Below are 19,506 nucleotides of genomic sequence, written 5' to 3' on the forward strand. Positions count from 1 at the left end.
CGACTTTCGGCCGCAACCACGCCAAATCTCTCCCGACGCGGCCCGCCACCACGCACGAGCGGACCGGTTCGAACGAAAAAGGGAGGGAGCCATGTCCGCCGCCGCATCCGCCGCCGCCATCGCCGCGCAGGGCCGTCCCTGGCTCGCCTCCTATCCGCCGGGCGTGCCGCCGGTGCTGGACGAGGGCACCCTCAAGCCGCTGTCCGACCTGTTCCGCGACAGCGTCGCCCGCTACGCCGACAAGCCCGCCATGGAGAGCTTCGGCAAGCGGATGACCTATACGGAGCTGGGTGCCGCGGCCGATGCCGTCGCGGTCTGGCTCCAGGCGCAGGGCCTCGCCAAGGGCGACCGGGTGGCGATCATGCTGCCCAACGTCATGGCCTATCCGGCGATCCTGTTCGGGATCCTCGCGGCGGGCCTCACGGTCGTGAACGTGAACCCGCTCTACACGGCGCGCGAGCTCACGCACCAGGTCACGGATGCCGGCGCCAAGATCCTCTTCGTGCTGGAGAACTTCGCCCACACGGTCCAGGAGGCGGGCGAGGGCCTGAAGCTCCAGAAGACCGTGCTCGTCACCCCGGGCGACCTGCTCGGCCTCAAGGGGCTCGTGGTCAACCTCGTCTCGCGCCACGTCAAGAAGGCCGTGAAGCCCTATCGGCTCGCCGGCACGGTGGCGTTCAAGGACGTGCTCGCTTCGGGCCGCGGCGGCAAGCCGAGGGCCGTCCAGACCTCCCTCGACGACGTCGCCTTCCTGCAATACACGGGCGGCACCACGGGCGTCGCCAAGGGCGCCACGCTCACGCACCGCAACGTCGCGGCGAACGTCGCGCAATGCGCGCTCTGGTTCGAGCCCTCGCTCGGGCCCGGCGAGCGGGTGATGGTGACGGCCCTGCCGCTCTACCACATCTTCGCGCTGACCTGCTGCTGCCTGTTCATGGTGCGCATCGGCGCCTGCTGCCTTCTCGTCGCCAACCCGCGCGACATCCCGGGCTTCGTGAAGACCCTGAAATCGCGTCCCTTCACGATGATGTCGGGGGTGAACACGCTCTACAACGCGCTCGCCAATGCCCCGGGCATCCGCGAGGTGGACTTCTCCCGGGTCGACTTCTGCGTGGCGGGCGGCATGGCGACCCAGGCCGCCGTCGCGAAGCTGTGGAAGGACATCACGGGCAAGCCCATCATCGAGGGCTACGGCCTCTCCGAGACCTCGCCCGTGGTCTCGATCAACCGCTACGACCTGCCGGAGTTCTCCGGCACCATCGGCTACCCGATGCCGTCCACGGACGTGTCGATCCGCAAGGCCGAGGGGTCCGAGGCCGAGCCCGGCCAGCCGGGCGAGCTGTGCGTGAAGGGCCCGCAGGTGATGGCGGGCTACTGGCAGCGGCCGGACGAGACCGCCAAGGTGATGAGCCCCGACGGCTATTTCCGCACGGGCGACGTGGCGGTGCTCCTGCCCGACGGCCAGGTGAAGATCGTCGACCGGATGAAGGACATGGTCCTGGTCTCCGGCTTCAACGTCTATCCCAACGAGGTGGAGGACGTGCTCGTCACTCACCCGAAGATCCTGGAGGCGGCGGTGATCGGCCTGCCCGACGCCCATTCGGGGGAGGCGGTGGCGGCCTATGTGGTGGCGCGCGACCCGAGCGTCACGGCGGACGAGCTGCGCGAGTTCTGCCGCGCCAACCTCACGGCCTACAAGGTGCCCCGCCGCATCGAGATCCGCGACAGCCTGCCCAAGACCCCCGTAGGCAAGGTCCTGCGCCGCACGCTGCGCGACGAGGTGATGAACAAGGGCGCGTGAGGCGGTGCGGCCCGCCGCCCGCTCACCCACCCGTGACTTGCGCAACCCGCCCCCGCCCGGCACGTTCTGGCGTAACGTCAGGAGACCGTTCCATGCTGATCAGACGTCCGCGGGGCTGGGAGATCCCCGAGAGCCAGGCGACCCCCGAGTCCGTGGTGCTCGACCGCAGGAGCCTGCTCGCGGGCGCCGGCGCGGTCCTGTCCACGGCGACGATGCCGGCCTATGCCCAGGGGCCCGACCTGCTGGCGGGGATCTATCCGGCCAAGCGCAACGAGCGCTTCGCCCTCGACCGGCCCGTGACGCCCGAGGCGGCGAGCACCACCTACAACAACTATTACGAGTTCGGCTCGTCGAAGAGCGTGGTCGCGGCGGCCAAGAGCCTGCAGACCCGGCCCTGGACCGTGACCATCGATGGCCTCGTCGAGAAGCCGATCCAGGTCTCGATCGAGGACCTCGTGCGGCAGATGCCCGTGGAGGAGCGGCTCTACCGCCACCGCTGCGTCGAGGCCTGGGCCATGGCGGTGCCGTGGACGGGATTTCCCATGAAGGCGCTGCTCGACATGGCCAAGCCCCTGTCGGGCGCCAAGTACGTGCGCATGCAGACCTTCCAGAACCCGAAGGTCGCGCCGGGCCAGCGCCAGACCTGGTACCCGTGGCCCTACACGGAGGGGCTCACCATCGAGGAGGCCGCCAACGACCTCACCTTCCTCGCGACCGGCGTCTACGGCAAGCCGCTGCCCAACCAGATGGGCGCGCCGCTGCGCCTCGCGGTGCCGTGGAAATACGGCTTCAAGTCGATCAAGTCGATCGACCGCATCACGCTCGCGGCCGAGCGGCCCAAGAGCTTCTGGGAGGCGCTCCAGGCCGAGGAATACGGCTTCTGGGCCAACGTGAACCCGGAGGTGCCCCATCCGCGCTGGAGCCAGGCCACGGAACGGATGCTCGGCACCGACGAGATGCGCCCGACCCTGCCGTTCAATGGCTACGGCGAGTACGTGGCCGAGCTGTACAAGGGCAAGGAAGGCGAGAAGCTGTATCTCTGAGGCGCTAGGGGCTACAGGTCGATACCCCGTGCACTATTGTATCCCAATCGATGGCGACACAATAGTGTGTGCCTGCGCAGAAAATAAGATCTCGCGACCTCAACAGAATATCCTGTGTAGTTGGGCGGGTATATAGTATTTCATCTACGCCTCGATGGACGCATTCTCGTCGAACCAGCCGCGACCATGTCGGTTGCCTGCGAAGTGTATATTGTGTATTTTGATTTTTGTCAGATTTTTATTGAGGATAGGTGCGCCGTACTCTACCGCCGTTCTTATCATGAACTTCTGAACGATCGAAAGGCACTTCTTAGGATCTTGATTCCGTTTCGTCTCAAGTGCCCCATAATGAAAGTAACGGGTGCCCTGACGGATCTGCGTGTCAGAAACATTTATACCACGGAGTACATCAACGATCGCAACGGTGTTGAGGTGTGATCTAAGCCGACTTCTCAGATTGAGTGTCTCGCCGATATAGAACGGAGTGTGTGTAGACCCGTATCTACGGGAAAAATAGTATACGCCCGCCACATCGGGAATTTCGTCGGGGACATTATCGGGCGACAGCAGCAATCGTCCGCGCTCAGTAAGTTGAACTGGCTCGAACCATTGAATCGAGATTTCCATGATAGCTCCCCGGAGGTGTGTAGCAGGATTATTGCCCGCAAAGGGAGAGTTCGCAAGACATGCGCTCCAAAAGAAAAAAGCCGGATCCACGAGGGATCCGGCTTGAGAGTTTTGTCAGGCCCCGGCTCACGAAGAGCCTCGGGCCTTCCAGAGGGGAACGGCCGAAACGGGAAACCGCCGGGAGGAAGTAGCGGGCCCGTCGAATTCGACCAATGCCTATATCTCGCGCATCCTGCCTTTTCGCAATGCAACATTCGGCATGCGAGACCTGCGCCGTCGGCATGACTGTGGGTGATCCAAGCGGCAAGCTCTTGCGTGCATGTGAGCGACGCAGGCGTCGGCCCTAGTAGGTCCAGCGCTGCGCCTTGGCGACGAGGAAGTCGCGGAAGACCTGGACGCGCGCGACGGAGCGCATTTCCTCGGCATAGACGAAGTAGCTGTCGAGCGAGGGCATCTCGACGTCCCGCAGCACCTGGACGAGCTGCGCGTTGGCGTCCGCCACGTAGTCGGGCAGCACGGCGATGCCGGCGCCGTTCTCCACCGCGGTCTTCAGCCCCGAGATGTTGTTGATGATGCAGTTCGTCTGGCGCGGGTTGCGCAGGTCGCGTCCCGCCGTCGAGAGCCAGTGCACGGCGAGCAGGTAGGAGGGCTGGTCGCCGCCGAAGGAGATGATCCGGTGGTTGTCCAGGTCCTCCAGGGACTTGGGCTCGCCGAAGCGCTTGATGTAGTCGGGCGAGGCGTAGATGTGGAAGTGCACCGTGAAGAGCCGGCGCTGGATGAGGTCGGGCTGCGTCGGCTGGCGCAGGCGGATGCCCACATCCGCCTCCCGCATGGCAAGGTCGAGCTCCTCGTTGGTGAGGATCAGCTCCACCCGGATCTCGGGGTAGAGGTCGAGGAACTCAGGCAGGCGCTGGGTGAGCCAGAGCGAGCCTAAGCCCACGGTGGCCGTCACCTTCAGCTCGCCCGAGGGACGCTCGCGGGTCTCGGCCAGGCGGGCGCGGGTGGTCTCGAGCCGCATGCGCATGTCGCGGGAGGCCCGGAACAGGATGTCGCCCTGCTCCGTGAGGATGAGGCCGCGGGCGTGGCGATGGAACAGGGGCGCGTTCAGCTCGCGCTCCAGCGCGCTGATCTGCCGGCTCACCGCCGACTGGCTCAAGCCCAGCTCGTCGCCCGCGCGGGTGAAGCTGCCCGCCTCCGCGACGGTGTGGAAGATGCGGATCTTGTCCCAGTCCAAGGCTTTGTCCCCGCGGCGCCGCTGTCCGGCGCCCTTATCACGCATGGCGGAATGGCGTTCCGCCCCAAAGGGCAGCCATACAGGGAATCCGCGATCACGTCACGGTCTCGCTTGCGACTCCGCACGCGCCGCGGGGAAACGCGCTATTCCCAGGCCGCGATCATCTGCTCGGTATGGGCCTCGCGCTCGCGCACCTCCGGATCGGGCGAGTGCTCGGCGAGGAACTTTTCGGCTTCCAGCGCCGCCATGCAGCCCATGCCGGCCGCCGTCACGGCCTGGCGGTAGATGTCGTCGGTGACGTCGCCCGCCGCGAACACGCCCGGCACGGCGGTGGCGGTGCGGCCGGGCTCGGTGACGAGGTAGCCGCCGGCCTTCATGGCGAGCTGCCCCTCGAAGAGCTCGGTGGCGGGCTTGTGGCCGATGGCGACGAAGACGCCGTCGGTCTTCAGGTCGGAGACCGCGCCGGTTTCCATGTCCCGCAGGCGCACATGAGTGACGGAGGGCGGGTTCTGCGTGCCGCAGATCTCCTCCACGACCGCGTTCCAGCGCACCTCGATCTTCGGGTGGCGGAAGAGGCGCTCCTGGAGGATGCGCTCGGCGCGAAACGAGTCCCGCCGGTGGACCACGGTGACCTTGGCGGCGAGGTTGGAGAGGTAGAGCGCCTCCTCGACGGCCGTGTTGCCGCCGCCCACCACCACGACCTCCTTGCCCCGGAAGAAGAACCCGTCGCAGGTGGCGCAGGCCGAGACCCCGAAGCCCTGGAACGCCCCCTCGGAGGGAAGCCCCAGCCACTTGGCCTGGGCGCCCGTGGCGATCACGAGGGAATCGCAGGTATAGGTGTCGCCGGAGTCGCAGGTGATGCGGAAGGGGCGCTGCGACAGGTCGACGGCCGAGACGTAGTCCGACACCATGTTGGTGCCCACATGCTCGGCCTGAGCCCGCATCTGCTCCATGAGCCACGGGCCCTGGATCACGTCGGCGAAGCCCGGATAGTTCTCCACGTCCGTCGTGATCGTGAGCTGCCCGCCGGGCTGGAAGCCGGAGATGAGCACGGGCTTCAGCATGGCGCGGGCGGCGTAGATCGCGGCCGTGTAGCCGGCGGGCCCGGAGCCGATGATGACGAGCCTGGCGTGGGTGTGGGGCATGGAACGCGTGACCTTGGGTTCAAGCGGGCGCGGATGCGTCCCGGGCGGCGCGATGGCGGAGGAAGCCAGCCTCGATCGCGGCGGCGATGACGGGCGTGGAATCTAGCGGTTCGTAGGTAAGGGCTTCAAGGCGTCCGGTGAAGGGCCTCACAGCTCCGTGACGCTCCAGGCCGCGGATGAAGGCCGCGAGCTTCGGGTGCCCGCCCGAGGGCTCGAAGACCAGTACGGGCACGCCGGTGGCGGCGGCCTCGCCCACCATGTTGGCGGAATCGGCGGTGACGACGACCCCGTCGGCGAGCGCCAGGAGCGCCAGGTAGGGGTTCTCGCCGTCCCCGTCCCAGAAGAAGCCGCCCGAGCGCGCGGCAAGCCCCCTCAAGGCCTCGCGCAAGGGCGCGGGCGTGCGCCGGGACGCCGTGATCATCGGGGTCGCGCCGCTCCGTGCGAGCGTGTCCAGGTCCCGCACGAGGCGGGCGACATCCTCGGGGGTGAAGCGGTGGTGCCGGCTGTCGCCCCCGGCGAGCACCGCGACCCGCGGGCGGGGGAGGGGGGCGAGCCGCGGATCGGGGTGGGTGCGGGCGGCGGCGAGCCTCGCGGCGGAGATGCGATGGGGGGAGGTGAGGGTCACGAGCACGTTGTCGCCGCGCAGGCGATCGTGCTCGGGCGTCCAGATCAGGTCGGCGACGCGCGGCCCGCTGCGGGGATCCTTGAGGATCACGGTGTAGGTGCGCCCCCGGCTCAACCGCTTCACGGCCCGCACATAGGGCACGGCCCGGCGGCCGGAGGCGATGAGGATGTCGGGATAGGGCGGGCGGATGGGGCTGCCCGGCCGGCCCGGTCCCTCACGCGGGTCGATGGGCCCCCAGGGCATGCCCCAGACGAACGGCGCGCGCGGGGCGACGCGGCGGCTCTCGGGGCTCAGGCCCAGCGCGTCCGCGACGCCGAGGCACTGAACCTCGTCTCCCGCCTTGCCGTCGGTGAGCACCCATGCGGTCACGTCGCGCAACATCGCTTCCCGTTTCGAGGCCTTCGTCCACCGTTCGTTGCGCGCCGACCCGCGCAAGGTGCTTGTAAGGCGGTGCCGCGCGGTCTAGTCAACGAGAAATAATGTTTCACCCGGAGCCGTGATCCGTGCGCGGACGCCTCGACGCCATCGACTGGGCCATCCTGCGAGAACTCCAGAACGACGGCAGCATCACCAACGTGGAGCTCGCCCGCCGGGTCGGCCTCTCGGCCCCGCCCTGCCTGCGCCGCGTGCGGGCCCTGGAGGAGGCGGGCATCATCAAGTCCTACCGCGCGCTCCTGGAGCCCAAGGCGCTGGGCTACGAGGTGGTGTGCTTCGCCATGGTGCAGCTCGCGAGCCAGAAGCAGGCCGATCTCGCCGCCTTCCAGGCCCGCGTGAAGGACTGGCCGGCGGTGCGCGAGTGCTGGATCCTATCAGGTGACATCGATTTCATCCTGAAATGCGTCGCCCCCAACCTCGCGGCGTTCCAGAGCTTCGTCACCGAGCTGACCCAGCTTCCGGCGGTCCGCAACGTGCGCACCTCGCTCACCCTGGACCTCGTCAAGGACGAGCCCCTGGTGCCCATCGACACGCAGCGCACCACGCCCGCCGAGGTCTGAGGCCCGCCGGCAAAAAAATCTCGTCCGTCCTGTCGATTCCCGCCCGTCTCGCCCGTCTATGATGCTGGGAACGCCGGCACGGCTCGACGGTCCCGATCCGATGCAGATGGGGGATACGATGAAATACATGCTGATGATCTACGAGGACGAGCGGGCCTATGGGCCGGAGAAGGCCGGAGCGGTGCTGGATGCGGTCGCCGCCCGGCACGGGGCCTTCGCGGCGGAGCTCGGCCCCGTCCTGGTGGGCGGCGCCGGCCTCAAAGGCACGCCGACCGCCACCACGGTGCGCGCCGGGACCGGTGCGCGAACGATCCATGACGGGCCCTTCGCCGAGACCAAGGAGCAGCTCGGCGGCTTCTACCTCGTCGACGTGCCGGATCTCGACGCGGCCATCGCGGTCGCCCGCCGGGTCCCGCTTGTGGGGGAGGGGGCGGTGGAGATCCGGCCCGTGCTCCAGGCCGACGACGCGCGCTGAATGAAGGGACTCGAGGAGGCGGTCCGTGCGGCCGGGGCCCGCATCGTCGCGGCCCTCGCCATGCGCTTTCGCGACCTCGACCTTGCCGAGGAGGCCTTCGCCGACGCTTATGCGCGGGCGGCGGAGGCCTGGACGGACGGGGCCGCGCCCGCCGACCCGGCGGCGTGGCTCTACAGGGTCGCGGAACGCCGCGCCGTCGACCGCCTGCGCCGGGCCCGGGTGCGCGGCCGCCTCGCGCCCGAGCCGCCGGAGCCGGCGCCCACGGCCGAAGACGCCATGACCGACGAGACCCGCCTCATCCCGGACGACCGGCTGCGGCTCATCTTCGTGTGCTGCCACCCGGCCGTGGCGCCCGAGACCCGCGCCGCCCTGACGCTCCGGCTGGTCTGCGGGCTCGCCACCGATGTCATCGCTCGCGCCTTCCTCGTCCCCGAAGCGACGCTCGCGCAACGCCTCGTGCGCGCCAAGCGCAAGATCAGGGAGGCGGGCGTCCCGTTCGAGGTCCCCGGACCTGAAGCCTGGCCCGACCGTCTTGACGCGGTTCTCTCGACCCTGGAGATCGCCTACGCCAAGGCGCACGAGGACGCGGCCGGCAGCGGGCCTCATGCGGGCTACGCGCGGGAGATGCTGGACCTGTCCCGCCTTCTCGCCGAGCTTCTCCCGCGCGAGCCCGAGGCGCTGGCCTTCGCCGCCCTGGTGCGCTTCGCCGAGAGCCGCCGGCCCGCCCGGCTCGACCCGGGCGGGGCGATGGTGCCGCTTGCCGAGCAGGATCCGGGGCTCTGGCATCGCGCGCTGATCGAGGAGGCCGATCCCTATATGCGGCGGGCGCTCGCTCTTGCCTCCCCGAGCCCTCGCGTGATCCAGGCCGCCATTCATGGAGTGTGGTGCGCCCGCGCGAGCCTCGCCGATCCGGCGCCCTGGCCCGCGGTGCTGGCGCTCTACGACGTGCTGCTGCGGCATCGCGACGATGCCGTGGTGCGCCTCAACCGGGCCGTCGCCCTGGCCGAGGTGGCGGGCGTCGCCCCGGCTCTGGCCGAGATCGAGAGGCTGGACGCTCCGGGCCTCGACGCCTTCCTGCCCTACCACGCGGCTCGCGCCGATCTCCTGCGGCGGGCTGGCCGAACCACAGAGGCGGCAGAGGCTTACGACCAGGCGCTCGCCTTGGGTCCGAACGCGGCCGAACGGGCTTGGCTGGGGCGCCGCCGGGCCGGCCTCGGCTGACGAGCGGTCTCAGCCCGACGCCAGGAGGCCTGCCAGGGCGCGGCGCAAGGGGTTGGCCGGGTCCCACAGGAGCCGGGCCGCCATCGCGCAGGAGATGAGCACGAGGAGCGGGCGGATGAGGACGGCGCCGTGGCGCATCGCGAGGCGCGAGCCGATCTGGGCGCCGAGGAACGAGCCCACGCCCATGGCGATCCCGACGGGCCAGACGACGGCGCCCGTGAGCGCGAACAGGGCGAGGCTGCCGAGATTGCTGGCGGCGTTGACGATCTTGGTGTGGGCCGTGGCCTTGAGCACGCCGAAGCCCAGGAGCCCCACGAAGCCCGCCATGTAGAACGAGCCCGCCCCCGGCCCGAACACGCCGTCATAGAAGCCGATCACCGGCACCACGAGGCCGAGGAACAGCGGCATCCCCATGCGGGCCCTGGCATCCGCGTCGCCCATCCGGCGGGCGGTGCCGAAATAGAGCGCGATCGTCACGAGCAGGACCGGCACCAGGGCCTCCAGCACCGGACGGGACAGGAGCCCGACGCACAGCGCCCCCGCGACGCCGCCGAGCGCCCCCATGACCGCGCCGGGGACGGCGATGCGGGGGATCAGGAGCCCCTTGCGGGCGAAGGTGGCCGCCGCCGAGAGGGTGCCGGCCGCGCCCTGGACCTTGTTGGTCGCGATGGCGGCCACGGGATCCAGCCCGGCGAGCAGCAGGGCCGGGACCGTGATCAAGCCGCCTCCGCCCGCGATGGCGTCGAAGCAGCCGGCCAGCAGGGCGACGCCGAACAGGAGGGCGATCGTCTCGAACTCGATTCCAGCCATCCGCTCCGGCCCGTCCCCATGGTGAGGAACGGGCTCTAACCCATTCCAGGGCCGTGGGAAGGGGGCGGGGCGCAGGTCACCCCAGCGTGCGCCGCAGCCAGGCGGTGTAGTTGCGGCCAAGCTCGATCACGCGGCGGCGCTCGCTCTCGGGGTCGAACCAGGCCCCGCCCGCGTTCGAGGGCTGCACGAAGAGCTGGGGCACCCGGCGCAGGACCTCGCCGCGCGGCCCGAGGATCAGGGCCTCGCCGTCGAGATAATCGTTGCCGCCGCCACCGCCGCCGCGAAACGGACCCTCGCCGTCGCCTGCATAGGCCGACATCTGCAGGGTGTTGAGCACCACGACGAGGCGGGGCCCACCGCGCACGATCCGGTCGGCGAACATCGTGCGCGCCTCGGTGCCGATCACCTGCCGCAGCAGATCGGCGGCCATCCCGGCGCCGCGGGCCTGGAGCGGGCGGACGTCGACCTCGATGGTACCGAAGCCCTGGACCTGGGCATGGCTTGGGGAGGCGGCGAGGGCCGCAAGGCCGCCCAGGAGCAGGGCGCGACGGGACGGGTGGGTCATGGTCGGATCCTCCGGTGACGCTTCAGCTTGCCATCAGGTCAGGCCTCCCGTCCACCGGGCATCATGTCTCGCGGGCGGCGAGCTCCCGGGCGAGCGCACCCTCGCTCACGAGGTGGGCGCCCCCGATCCACACGGATTCGGGCTCCAGCCGCACCGGCTCAGCGGGCGACATGAAGCCGTGGGCCCGTGCCACGTGGCCCCTATCCGGCCCGTCGACGGCGATCTCGGTCGCGTCCAGGAAGGGCAGGGGGAGGCCCGGGACGGCGACGAGCACGCGCTCGCCCACCGGCACGAGGTCGAACGCGCCCCACAGGGTCCACCGCCGGCCCGACCAGCGCTCGCGCCCCGCGGGCGGCGCGCCCCGGGCCTCGAAGGTGCGCAGGATGTGGAGGATGCCGTCGACGAAGGCATAGGCCGGCCCGTCGATGGAATTGGTGAGCACGGTGATGGCGAGGCTGTGGTCGGGCACCACGACGGTGCGCGAGAGGAAGCCCTGGAAGCTGCCCGTATGGCCGAACCAGGCCCATTCGCCCGGCGGGCCGGAGATGACGCCAAGGCCGTAATGGCGCTCCAGGCTCACGGCCTCGTCCCGCCACAGGCGCCGGGTCATCTCGCGGCGGGTCCGGGGCTCGAGGATGCTGCGCTCGGCTCCGGGCGAGAGGCTCCCGAAGAAGCGGGCGACGTCGCGGGCGGTCGCGGTGAAGCCTGCAGCCGCCGCCATGGCGCGGGTCGGGTTGTCGCCCGCGATCACCACGCGCCGGCCCAGCGGCCAGCGGCAGCTGTGCCCCCGGGCGAGCGGGATACCGGGTGTCGCCGGAACGTCGGGGGTCGTCTCGGCGAGCCCGGACGGAGCGATCACCTCGCGGGCGATCCAGTCCGCGTAGGGGCGGTCCGCCACCGCCTCGATCACAAGCCCGAGAAGGCCGTAGCCGTGGTTCGAGTATTTGAAGCGGGTGGCGGCGGGCAGGACGGGCGGTAGCGCGAGATCCGCGCGCAGCTCCGCCTCGTCGAGATAGGGCCGGCGATCGAGGAACTGGCCCGCATCGGGCCCGTCGCGCAGGAGGCCGGCGCTGTGGGACACGAGCTCGGCGATGGTCGCGTCGGCAACGTCCGGATGCAGGCCCTCCACGTAGTCGCCGACGGGATCGTCGAGGCGCAAGAGGCCGCGCTCAATCAGGCGCAGGATGCCGGCCGCCGTGAAGGTCTTGGAATGGGACGCGACGCGCAGGCGGTGGGCCGTGGTGAGCGCCTCGCCCGTGGACAGGTCCGCGACCCCGAACGCCGCGTCGAGAACGGTCGCGCCGCCATGATCGATCGCCACGGCGCAGCCGGGCTGGTCGTGGTGGCGCAGCTGGAAGCCGATCCAGCGGGGGATGTAGTCGAGGGCGGCCGCAAGCCAGGCGTCCATGCGGATCTCCCAATCCCGAACCGGGCCTCGCCCCCTGCCCAGGCGGGCGGGCGGACCGGGGGAAAGGCAGCTTCCCCGCCCGGCGCGGCCCCGTCAATCGGGCCGACGGCAGCATCGGCTGGAAGGGACGCGAGCGCGGGTTCCGCGCCCGGCCGGCAGGTCCAAGCCGGGACGGAGCCTAGCGGAACGCCAAGCCCACGATCTCGTAGGACTTGCCGCCGCCCGGGGTCGACACCTCGACGGTGTCGCCCACCGCCTTGCCGATCAGGGCGCGCCCGATGGGCGAGGCGATGGAGACGCGGCCCGAGCGCACGTCGGCTTCGGGCTCGCCGACGATCTGGTAGGTCTTCTCCTCCTCGGTGTCCTCGTCGACGAGCTTCACCGTGGCGCCGAACTTGATGCGGTCGCCCGAGAGCTTCGTGACGTCGATCACCTCGGCCCGGGAGATGAGGCTCTCCAGCTCCTGGATGCGGCCCTCGTTGAGGGACTGGGCTTCCTTGGCGGCGTGGTACTCGGCGTTCTCGGACAGGTCTCCCAGCGCGCGCGCCTCGGAGATCGCCTGGATGATGCGCTGCCGCTCCACCTGCTGGCGATGCTTCAACTCTTCCTCCAGGGCCACGAAGCCCTTGGGCGTGAGCGGTATCTTCTCCATCGTCCGTCCTCAAGCAATGGCGGCCCTGCGGAGAGGCGCTCCGCAAGGCCGTGTATCAGGTCAGCCCTGGCGCCGTCGCCGACGCCGCGGGGTCAGACGAAATAGTCCTGCAGCGCCCGCACCTCGAGGTCGCCCGCCAGATAGGCCTTGATGCCTTCCGCCGCCGCGATCGCGCCTGCAAGAGTGGTGTAGTAGGGCACCTTATGCAAGAGGGCCGCGCGGCGCAGCGCACGGGAGTCCGAGAGGGCGCCCGCGCCTTCCGTGGTGTTGAGCACGAGGTGGATGTCGCCGTTCTTGATGGCGTCCACCACGTGCGGGCGGCCCTCCAGAACCTTGTTGATGCGCCGGACCGGAACCCCGTTCTCCTCCAGGAAGCGCTGGGTGCCCGCCGTGGCGAGCACCTTGAAGCCGGCCTCCGCCAGCATCTTGACCGCCGGCAGGATGCGCGCCTTGTCCGAGTCGCGCACCGACACGAACAGGGTGCCCGCCTTCGGGAGCGCCGTGCCGGAGCCGAGCTGGCTTTTCGCGAAGGCGACGCCGAAGCCCCGGTCGAGGCCGATGACCTCGCCCGTGGACTTCATCTCGGGGCCGAGCAGCACGTCGACGCCGGGAAAGCGGGCGAAGGGGAACACCGCCTCCTTGACGCCGATATGCTTCAGCACCTTGCGCTGGAGCCCGAAGCTCGCGAGGCTCTCGCCCGCCATGATCCGGGCCGCGATCTTGGCGATGGGCTCGCCGATGACCTTGGCGACGAAGGGCACCGTGCGGGAGGCTCGCGGGTTGACCTCGAGCACGTAGATCTCGCCGTCCTTGAGCGCATATTGCACGTTCATGAGGCCGCCGACCTCCAGCGCCCGGGCGAGTGCCGCCGTCTGGCGCTCCAATTCGGCGATGGTCTCAGGCGACAGCGAGCGCGGCGGCAGCGAGCAGGCGGAATCGCCCGAATGGATGCCCGCTTCCTCGATGTGCTCCATGATCCCGGCCACGTACGAGTCGCGACCGTCGGACAGGCAGTCCACGTCGACCTCGATCGCGTCCGTGAGGTAGCGGTCGAAGAGGAGCGGGTTCTTGCCGAGCACCGTGTTGATCTGGCCCGTCTTGTCGTTGGGGTAGCGCGCCTTCACGTCCGAGGGGATCAGCGAGGGGAGGGTGCCCAGCAGGTAGTCCTCGAATTGCGTCTCGTCGCGGATGATCGCCATGGCCCGGCCGCCGAGCACGTAGGACGGGCGCACCACGAAGGGCAGGCCGAGATCCGCCGCGATGAGCCGGCTCTGCTCCACCGAATAGGCGATGCCGTTCTTGGGCTGCTTGAGGCCGAGCTTGTCGAGGAGGCGCTTGAAGCGGTCGCGGTCCTCCGCGAGATCGATGGCGTCTGGCGACGTGCCGAGGATCGGCACCCGCTCGGCCTCCAGCGCGCTCGCGAGCTTGAGCGGCGTCTGGCCGCCGAACTGGACGATGACCCCGTGCAGGGTGCCGTTGCTCCGCTCCGTGTCGATGATCTCCAGCACGTCCTCGGCCGTGAGGGGCTCGAAATAGAGCCGGTCCGAGGTGTCGTAGTCGGTCGACACGGTCTCGGGGTTGCAGTTGATCATGATCGTCTCATAGCCCGCGTCCTTCAGCGCGAAGGCCGCGTGGCAGCAGCAATAGTCGAACTCGATACCCTGGCCGATCCGGTTGGGCCCGCCGCCGAGGATCACGATCTTGCGGGCGTCCGTGGGCTCGGCCTCGTCGGCGAGACCGCCTGCGAAGGGCGGCGCATAGGTCGAGTACATGTAGGGCGTGGGCGAGGCGAACTCGGCCGCGCAGGTGTCGATGCGCTTGAACACGGGGCGGATGCCCAGCGCCCGGCGGCGCCGCTTGACCTCGGCCTCGGTGAGGTTGGCGAGCACCGAGAGGCGCGCGTCCGAGAAGCCCATGCTCTTGAGCGCCCGGAAGGCGCCCGGCGTCGCGGGCAGGCCGTGCGCCCGCACCCGCTCCTCCATCGCCACCACGTCGCTGAGCTGCTCCAGGAACCAGGGATCGATCTTGCAGGAGGCATGCACCTCCTCGATCGAGGTGCCGAGCCGCAGGGCCTGGACCACCTTGAGGAGCCGGTCGGGCGTCGGGGTGCCGATGGCGGCCTTGATGGCGTTGTGGTCGTCGCCCTTGCCCAGGCCCTCGATCTCGATCTCGTCGAGGCCGGTGAGGCCCGTCTCCAGCGAGCGCAGGGCCTTCTGAAGGCTCTCGGGGAACGTGCGCCCGATCGCCATCGACTCGCCCACCGACTTCATGGAGGTGGTGAGGGTCTGGTCGGCGCCCGGGAATTTCTCGAAGGCGAAGCGGGGGATCTTGGTGACCACGTAGTCGATGGTCGGCTCGAAGCTCGCGGGCGTCGCGCCGCCCGTGATGTCGTTGGCGATCTCGTCCATCGTGTAGCCCACCGCGAGCTTCGCGGCGACCTTGGCGATGGGAAAGCCCGTGGCCTTGGAGGCCAGCGCGGACGAGCGCGACACGCGGGGGTTCATCTCGATCACGACCATGCGGCCGTTCTCGGGATTGATGGCGAACTGGACGTTGGAGCCGCCGGTCTCGACCCCGATCTCGCGCAGCGTCGCGATCGAGGCGTCGCGCATGATCTGGTATTCCTTGTCGGTCAGCGTAAGCGCCGGCGCGACGGTGATGGAATCCCCCGTGTGGACGCCCATTGGGTCCACGTTCTCGATCGAGCAGACGATGATGCAGTTGTCCGCCTTGTCGCGGACGACCTCCATCTCGTACTCCTTCCAGCCCAGCACGCTCTCCTCGATGAGCACCTCGCCGGTCGGCGAGGCGTCGAGGCCGCGCTCCACGATGTCGAGGAACTCCTCGCGGTTATAGGCGATGCCGCCGCCCGTGCCGCCGAGCGTGAAGCTCGGCCGGATGATGGCGGGCAGGCCGATCTCGGCCAGCGCCATGAGCGCCTCGCCGAGCGCGTATTCCTGGGTGCGCTTGCGCCGCTCGGACTCGCCTGCCGTCCATTTCAGCTCGAAGGCCGCGCGCTGGCCGGCCCGATCGGCCTCGGCGATGTCGAGGGCGTCGATGCGGGCGATCTCGGCGAGGTACTCGGCGCGGTGCTTCTTCTTGAGGGCGGAGGCGTTGGCAAGCCGCGAGCTCGGCGTCTCCAGGCCGATGCGCTTCATCGCCTCGCGGAAGAGCTGCCGGTCCTCGGCCATGTCGATGGCCTCCGCCGTCGCGCCGATCATCTCGACGCCGAACCGCTCCAGCACGCCCATCTTCTGCAGCGAGAGGGCGCAGTTGAGCGCCGTCTGCCCGCCCATGGTCGGGAGCAGCGCGTCGGGGCGCTCCTTCTCGATGATCTTCGCCACCACCTCGGGGGTGATGGGCTCGACATAGGTCGCGTGGGCGAGGTCCGGGTCCGTCATGATCGTCGCCGGGTTCGAGTTCACCAGCACGATGCGGTAGCCCTCGGCCTTCAACGCCTTGCAGGCCTGCGTGCCCGAATAGTCGAACTCGCAGGCCTGGCCGATCACGATGGGACCGGCGCCGATGATGAGGATGGAGGAGATGTCGGTGCGCTTGGGCATGGGGCCATCCGGGCGCGTCCGGCCGCGGGCCGCCGCCGGAGCGGCTCGGGACGGGGACGGGCGCAGGTGAGTGAGATGCTGAGCGGGCCTCTTACACGGCACGGCCGTGGATGGGAAGGGGATTGGACGGGTTCCGCCGCCGGGTTCCGCATAGCGGCGCGGCGTCGCGCGGGGGTGGCCTCGGCACGCCTCGTCCGCTAGATGCAGGGCCGGACGCGAGCTGGGACGCCTCGAATCGGCCGTCCACCAGGCCCGGCCAATTGCGGCAGAGGGAGCCCGACCGGACAGCCATGCGCGAACCGAATGCCATCGACTTCTGGCGTGGCGTCGCCCTGGTGACGATCTTCGTCAACCACATCCCGGGAGCGCTCTACCAGCAGGTCACCTACAGCCAGTACTCGATCTCCGACGCGGCCGAGCTCTTCGTGTTCCTCGCCGGATGGGCGATCGCGCTCGCCACGGCGCGCCGGGGCGATCCCGACAGCCCGCGCCGGGTCGTGCTGCGGCTGGCCTCGCGCACCCTGGAGATCTACCGCGCCCAGATCCTCGTGACCGCCATCGCGCTCGCCATGATCGCGGGCGCCGCGATCGTCCTCGACAACCCGCTCATCATCGAATGGCACAATGCCGGGCCGGTCTTCGTCGATCCCGTGCCCACCACGCTGGGCTGGGTCCTGATGACCCACCAGCTGGGCTATTTCAACATCCTGCCGCTCTATGTGGCCATCCTGGCGCTGAGCCCCTTCTTCGTGCTCCTCGCCCGCTACAGCCGCGCGGCCGCCCTCATCATGTCCGCCAACCTCTACCTCGCGGCCATGATCTACGAGATCAACGTGCCGAGCTGGCCCGTGGAGGGGCACTGGTTCTTCAATCCCCTGTCGTGGCAGCTCCTGCTTGTGCTCGGCTTCGTGGCCTCGGACCTGAGCCGGTCCTCCGAGCGGTTCTGGACCTGGGCGGGACGGCTCCAGCCCGTGGGTATCGCAGGCGTCGCGCTCGGCGTCGTCGTGATGGTCACCGGATGGCGGCCCGATCCGCTGATGGTGCCCGAGCCGCGCCTCCTGTTCCTCTTCGACAAGACCTATCTCTCGCCCGCGCGCATCCTGCACTTCGTATGCCTGCTCCTTGCCTTCCAGGGCGTCTTCGGCTGGATCGCGCGCCTCTCGCCCTGGCTCGCCGGGCAGGCGTCCGCGCTCGGACGCAACTCTCTCGAAGTCTTCGTCGTTGCCTCCTTGGCCAGCCTCGCGGCGCAGTTCGTGAGATTTGTCACCGGGGGCGGTTTTATTGTGGATACGCTTGTCGTATGGTCCGGTTTATGCGCCCTGTCGTTTACCGCGTGGTTCGTGGAGTGGCGCTCGCGCTCGCCACGGCCATCGTCGCTGCGGGAGTAGCGGGCGCGAAGCCAGCCCTGGCCCAGACCGCCGCTCCCCTCCAGGACGGCGCGCGCGAGGCCGCGACCGCCGCCCCCGCCGTTCCGGCACCGGAGGCCCCCGACGCCGGCCTGTCGCCCGAGTGCCGCGTGCCGGGCGCCAAGCTCTACAACCTCGCGCCGCTGCGCGCCGTGAAGGCGGCCCTGCGCGACGACCGCGCGATCCGCGTTCTCCTGATCGGCGCGTCCGGCGGCGGCGGCGCCTTCTCCTCGGTGATCAGCTACCCGGTTCGCCTGCGCACCGAGCTCGAGAAGCAGTTCAAGGGCATGGAGGTGGAGGTGATCCACCGTGCGCTCTCGGGCGAGGTGGGGACCGGCGCCGCCGATATGGTGCGCACCGCGACCGCCGAGATCGGGCCTGATCTCGTGATCTGGCAGGTGGGCACGAACGACGCCCTCGCCCGGGTCGACGTCGACGAGTTCGCCGAGGCGCTCGGCGAGACCGTGGCCTGGTTGAAGTCGCACGAGATCGACGTGCTCCTCGTCGATCCGCAATACACCTCTACCCTGGGCTCCGACCCCTATTACGCGCGGGTCGTGCAGGCGGTCGGGACGGCGGCTGCCCGCAACGGCGTGCCCCTGGTCCAGCGGTTCGAGGCGATGAAGTACCTCGCCACCAGCGGCGGGGGAGCGGCCGTGGGCGGGTTCGCCCTCAACAATCTCGGCAAGCGCTGCATCGCCGAGCATGTCGCCCGCGCCGTCGCGGTGGCGGTGGGGCTCGCCGGCGACGAGACGCCGCCAGCGTCCCGCTAAGATTTTCCAGGCCTCGTCAACCGTCTTTTAAGATAATTCCTATCCGCGCCCCACCGGATTGGCTCCGTTAAGGGAGGCATGCTATATCTTGAGCATCGGGGGCGTCTATAGGAACCGGAATGCCAGTCGTTTGCACCGCGCATCGCTGGACCAGCGTGCGTCGTCTGTCGATCGCCGTGTGTGCATCGATCGTCGCTCTTCTGTCGCTTCCCGCCGCGTCGCTCGCGGCGGATGCGCCCTGCGCGGCCACCAAGCCCGTGTTCTCCGCCCGCAAGGGGCTGGAGCGCCTTGGCGCCGAGCTGCGGCGCAAGGCCGAGGTCCGCATCCTCGCCATCGGCTCGTCCTCGACCGCCGGCGTCGGCGCCTCGAGCCCGGCGCTCGCCTATCCGGCGCAGCTCCAGCGCAAGCTCGCGGCCCTCACCGGGCGCCCGGACATCGAGGTGGACAATGCCGGCATCGGCGGCGAGGCGGCCGACATCACGCTCCAGCGGCTCGAGACCCAGCTCGCCGAGGGCGACTACGACCTCGTGATCTGGCAGGTGGGCACCAACGACGCCCTGCGCGGCGGCGACGAGGCCTCGTTCCGTGCGCAGCTGGCGCGCGGCATCGCGGCCGTGCGCCGGGCCAAGGCCGACCTCGTGCTCCTCGACCAGCAGTTCTTCCCCACCGTGAAGGACCCGGCGCGCTACGAGCGTTTCGTCAACGTCCTGGGCGAGGTCGCCCAGACGGGGGGCGTGCCCCTGTTCTCGCGCTTCGCCCTCATGAAGGCGTGGGGCGAGCGCTCCATGGACGACCTGCGGGCGATGCTGTCGTCCGACGGCTTCCACATGAGCGACCGCGGCTATGGCTGTGTGGCGGAGCTCCTGGCCGGCGACCTTCTCTCCGCCTCGAAGCCCCAGGTGGCCCGCAGCGGAACGGCCGCCGTCGCGGCGGTATCGCGCTAGGGAGCCGACCAGCCCTGGCGGGGCCTGCGCCTGAGGCGCGGCCCGCCATTCTCGCGATCCATCCTATGCCGATGCGTCCCCTCGCGAGGACGACGGCTGCTCGTCCGGATCCCGTGCGGTCTGCGCGATCCGCACGCGCGCGGGGAGGGTCGCCGGCGGCTGTTGCAAGAAATCGCCGGCTTTCGTCTGGTTAAACGTTAGGGTTAAGCTGTCTTTAAG

17 protein-coding genes are annotated in these 19,506 nt (G+C 69.6%); 8 read left to right on the top strand and 9 right to left on the bottom strand.

What is annotated here, in order from left to right; translation table 11 throughout:
* The first annotated feature begins 91 nt into the window (after positions 1–91).
* Together F0L46_RS13255 and msrP are read left to right on the top strand one after the other, a co-directional pair.
* Positions 92–1,801, top strand: coding sequence for an AMP-binding protein (locus F0L46_RS13255; RefSeq protein WP_149818277.1), 1,710 nt, complete (start codon positions 92–94; stop codon positions 1,799–1,801).
* Positions 1,802–1,893: 92 nt separating this feature from the next.
* The gene (gene msrP, locus F0L46_RS13260; protein ID WP_149818279.1) at positions 1,894–2,844 is read left to right on the top strand and encodes a protein-methionine-sulfoxide reductase catalytic subunit MsrP; all 951 of its coding nucleotides are present in this window, start codon (positions 1,894–1,896) and stop codon (positions 2,842–2,844) included.
* Between the two features lie 144 nt (positions 2,845–2,988).
* Here msrP and F0L46_RS13265 read toward each other — a convergent pair whose 3' ends face one another.
* The 4 genes from F0L46_RS13265 to F0L46_RS13280 all read right to left on the bottom strand — a co-directional run bounded on the left by F0L46_RS13265 (position 2,989) and on the right by F0L46_RS13280 (position 6,856).
* Positions 2,989–3,471 carry a hypothetical protein gene (locus tag F0L46_RS13265; protein ID WP_149818281.1) on the bottom strand — a complete coding sequence of 161 codons (483 nt, stop codon included), beginning with the start codon at positions 3,469–3,471 and terminating at the stop codon, positions 2,989–2,991.
* A gap of 343 nt (positions 3,472–3,814) precedes the next feature.
* Positions 3,815–4,705, bottom strand: a complete 891-nt coding sequence (locus F0L46_RS13270; protein WP_149818283.1) for a LysR family transcriptional regulator — start codon at positions 4,703–4,705, stop codon at positions 3,815–3,817.
* Positions 4,706–4,848: 143 nt separating this feature from the next.
* Positions 4,849–5,850 (bottom strand): thioredoxin-disulfide reductase, encoded by a 1,002-nt coding sequence (gene trxB / locus F0L46_RS13275; protein WP_149818285.1) that lies wholly within the window; start codon positions 5,848–5,850, stop codon positions 4,849–4,851.
* A gap of 19 nt (positions 5,851–5,869) precedes the next feature.
* A complete protein-coding gene (locus F0L46_RS13280) occupies positions 5,870–6,856 on the bottom strand; it encodes a mitochondrial fission ELM1 family protein (RefSeq protein ID WP_149818286.1) in 987 nt (328 codons plus the stop codon).
* A gap of 122 nt (positions 6,857–6,978) precedes the next feature.
* Here F0L46_RS13280 and F0L46_RS13285 point away from each other — a divergent pair, with 122 nt between their 5' ends.
* From F0L46_RS13285 to F0L46_RS13295, 3 genes are all read left to right on the top strand, one after another.
* Complete coding sequence (locus F0L46_RS13285) at positions 6,979–7,470, top strand: Lrp/AsnC family transcriptional regulator (protein WP_149818288.1); 492 nt, start codon at positions 6,979–6,981, stop codon at positions 7,468–7,470.
* Between the two features lie 118 nt (positions 7,471–7,588).
* The gene (locus F0L46_RS13290; protein ID WP_149818289.1) at positions 7,589–7,945 is read left to right on the top strand and encodes a YciI family protein; all 357 of its coding nucleotides are present in this window, start codon (positions 7,589–7,591) and stop codon (positions 7,943–7,945) included.
* Entirely contained in the window at positions 7,946–9,166 is a 1,221-nt protein-coding gene (locus F0L46_RS13295; RefSeq protein WP_149818291.1) for an RNA polymerase sigma factor, read from the top strand. It abuts the gene before it with no gap.
* A gap of 9 nt (positions 9,167–9,175) precedes the next feature.
* On the opposite strand, the gene F0L46_RS13300 is transcribed toward F0L46_RS13295, so the two are convergent.
* The 5 genes from F0L46_RS13300 to carB form a co-directional block, all read right to left on the bottom strand.
* Positions 9,176–9,976 (bottom strand): TSUP family transporter, encoded by an 801-nt coding sequence (locus F0L46_RS13300; protein ID WP_149818293.1) that lies wholly within the window; start codon positions 9,974–9,976, stop codon positions 9,176–9,178.
* Positions 9,977–10,052: 76 nt separating this feature from the next.
* Positions 10,053–10,541 (bottom strand): hypothetical protein, encoded by a 489-nt coding sequence (locus F0L46_RS13305; protein WP_149818295.1) that lies wholly within the window; start codon positions 10,539–10,541, stop codon positions 10,053–10,055.
* A 61-nt stretch (positions 10,542–10,602) separates the two neighbouring features.
* Entirely contained in the window at positions 10,603–11,949 is a 1,347-nt protein-coding gene (locus F0L46_RS13310) for a serine hydrolase domain-containing protein (RefSeq protein WP_149818297.1), read from the bottom strand.
* Positions 11,950–12,127: 178 nt separating this feature from the next.
* Positions 12,128–12,601 carry a transcription elongation factor GreA gene (gene greA, locus F0L46_RS13315; RefSeq protein ID WP_149818299.1) on the bottom strand — a complete coding sequence of 158 codons (474 nt, stop codon included), beginning with the start codon at positions 12,599–12,601 and terminating at the stop codon, positions 12,128–12,130.
* 92 nt (positions 12,602–12,693) lie between these two features.
* Positions 12,694–16,164 (bottom strand): carbamoyl-phosphate synthase large subunit, encoded by a 3,471-nt coding sequence (carB, locus tag F0L46_RS13320; RefSeq protein ID WP_149818301.1) that lies wholly within the window; start codon positions 16,162–16,164, stop codon positions 12,694–12,696.
* Between the two features lie 290 nt (positions 16,165–16,454).
* On the opposite strand from carB, the gene F0L46_RS13325 reads away from it, so the two are divergent.
* From F0L46_RS13325 to F0L46_RS13335, 3 genes are all read left to right on the top strand, one after another.
* Positions 16,455–17,552: an OpgC family protein gene (locus F0L46_RS13325; protein WP_149818304.1), complete on the top strand. Its 1,098-nt coding sequence runs from the start codon at positions 16,455–16,457 to the stop codon at positions 17,550–17,552.
* Positions 17,510–18,343 carry an SGNH/GDSL hydrolase family protein gene (locus F0L46_RS13330; RefSeq protein WP_240539987.1) on the top strand — a complete coding sequence of 278 codons (834 nt, stop codon included), beginning with the start codon at positions 17,510–17,512 and terminating at the stop codon, positions 18,341–18,343. Before F0L46_RS13325 ends, F0L46_RS13330 begins: the two co-directional genes overlap by 43 nt.
* Before the next feature lie 119 nt (positions 18,344–18,462).
* Positions 18,463–19,287, top strand: coding sequence for an SGNH/GDSL hydrolase family protein (locus tag F0L46_RS13335; protein WP_149818308.1), 825 nt, complete (start codon positions 18,463–18,465; stop codon positions 19,285–19,287).
* Positions 19,288–19,506 lie beyond the last annotated feature (219 nt).

The sequence above is a fragment of the Salinarimonas soli genome, from assembly GCF_008386575.1.
In the GTDB taxonomy this organism is placed as follows: Bacteria; Pseudomonadota; Alphaproteobacteria; order Rhizobiales; family Beijerinckiaceae; genus Salinarimonas_A; species Salinarimonas_A soli.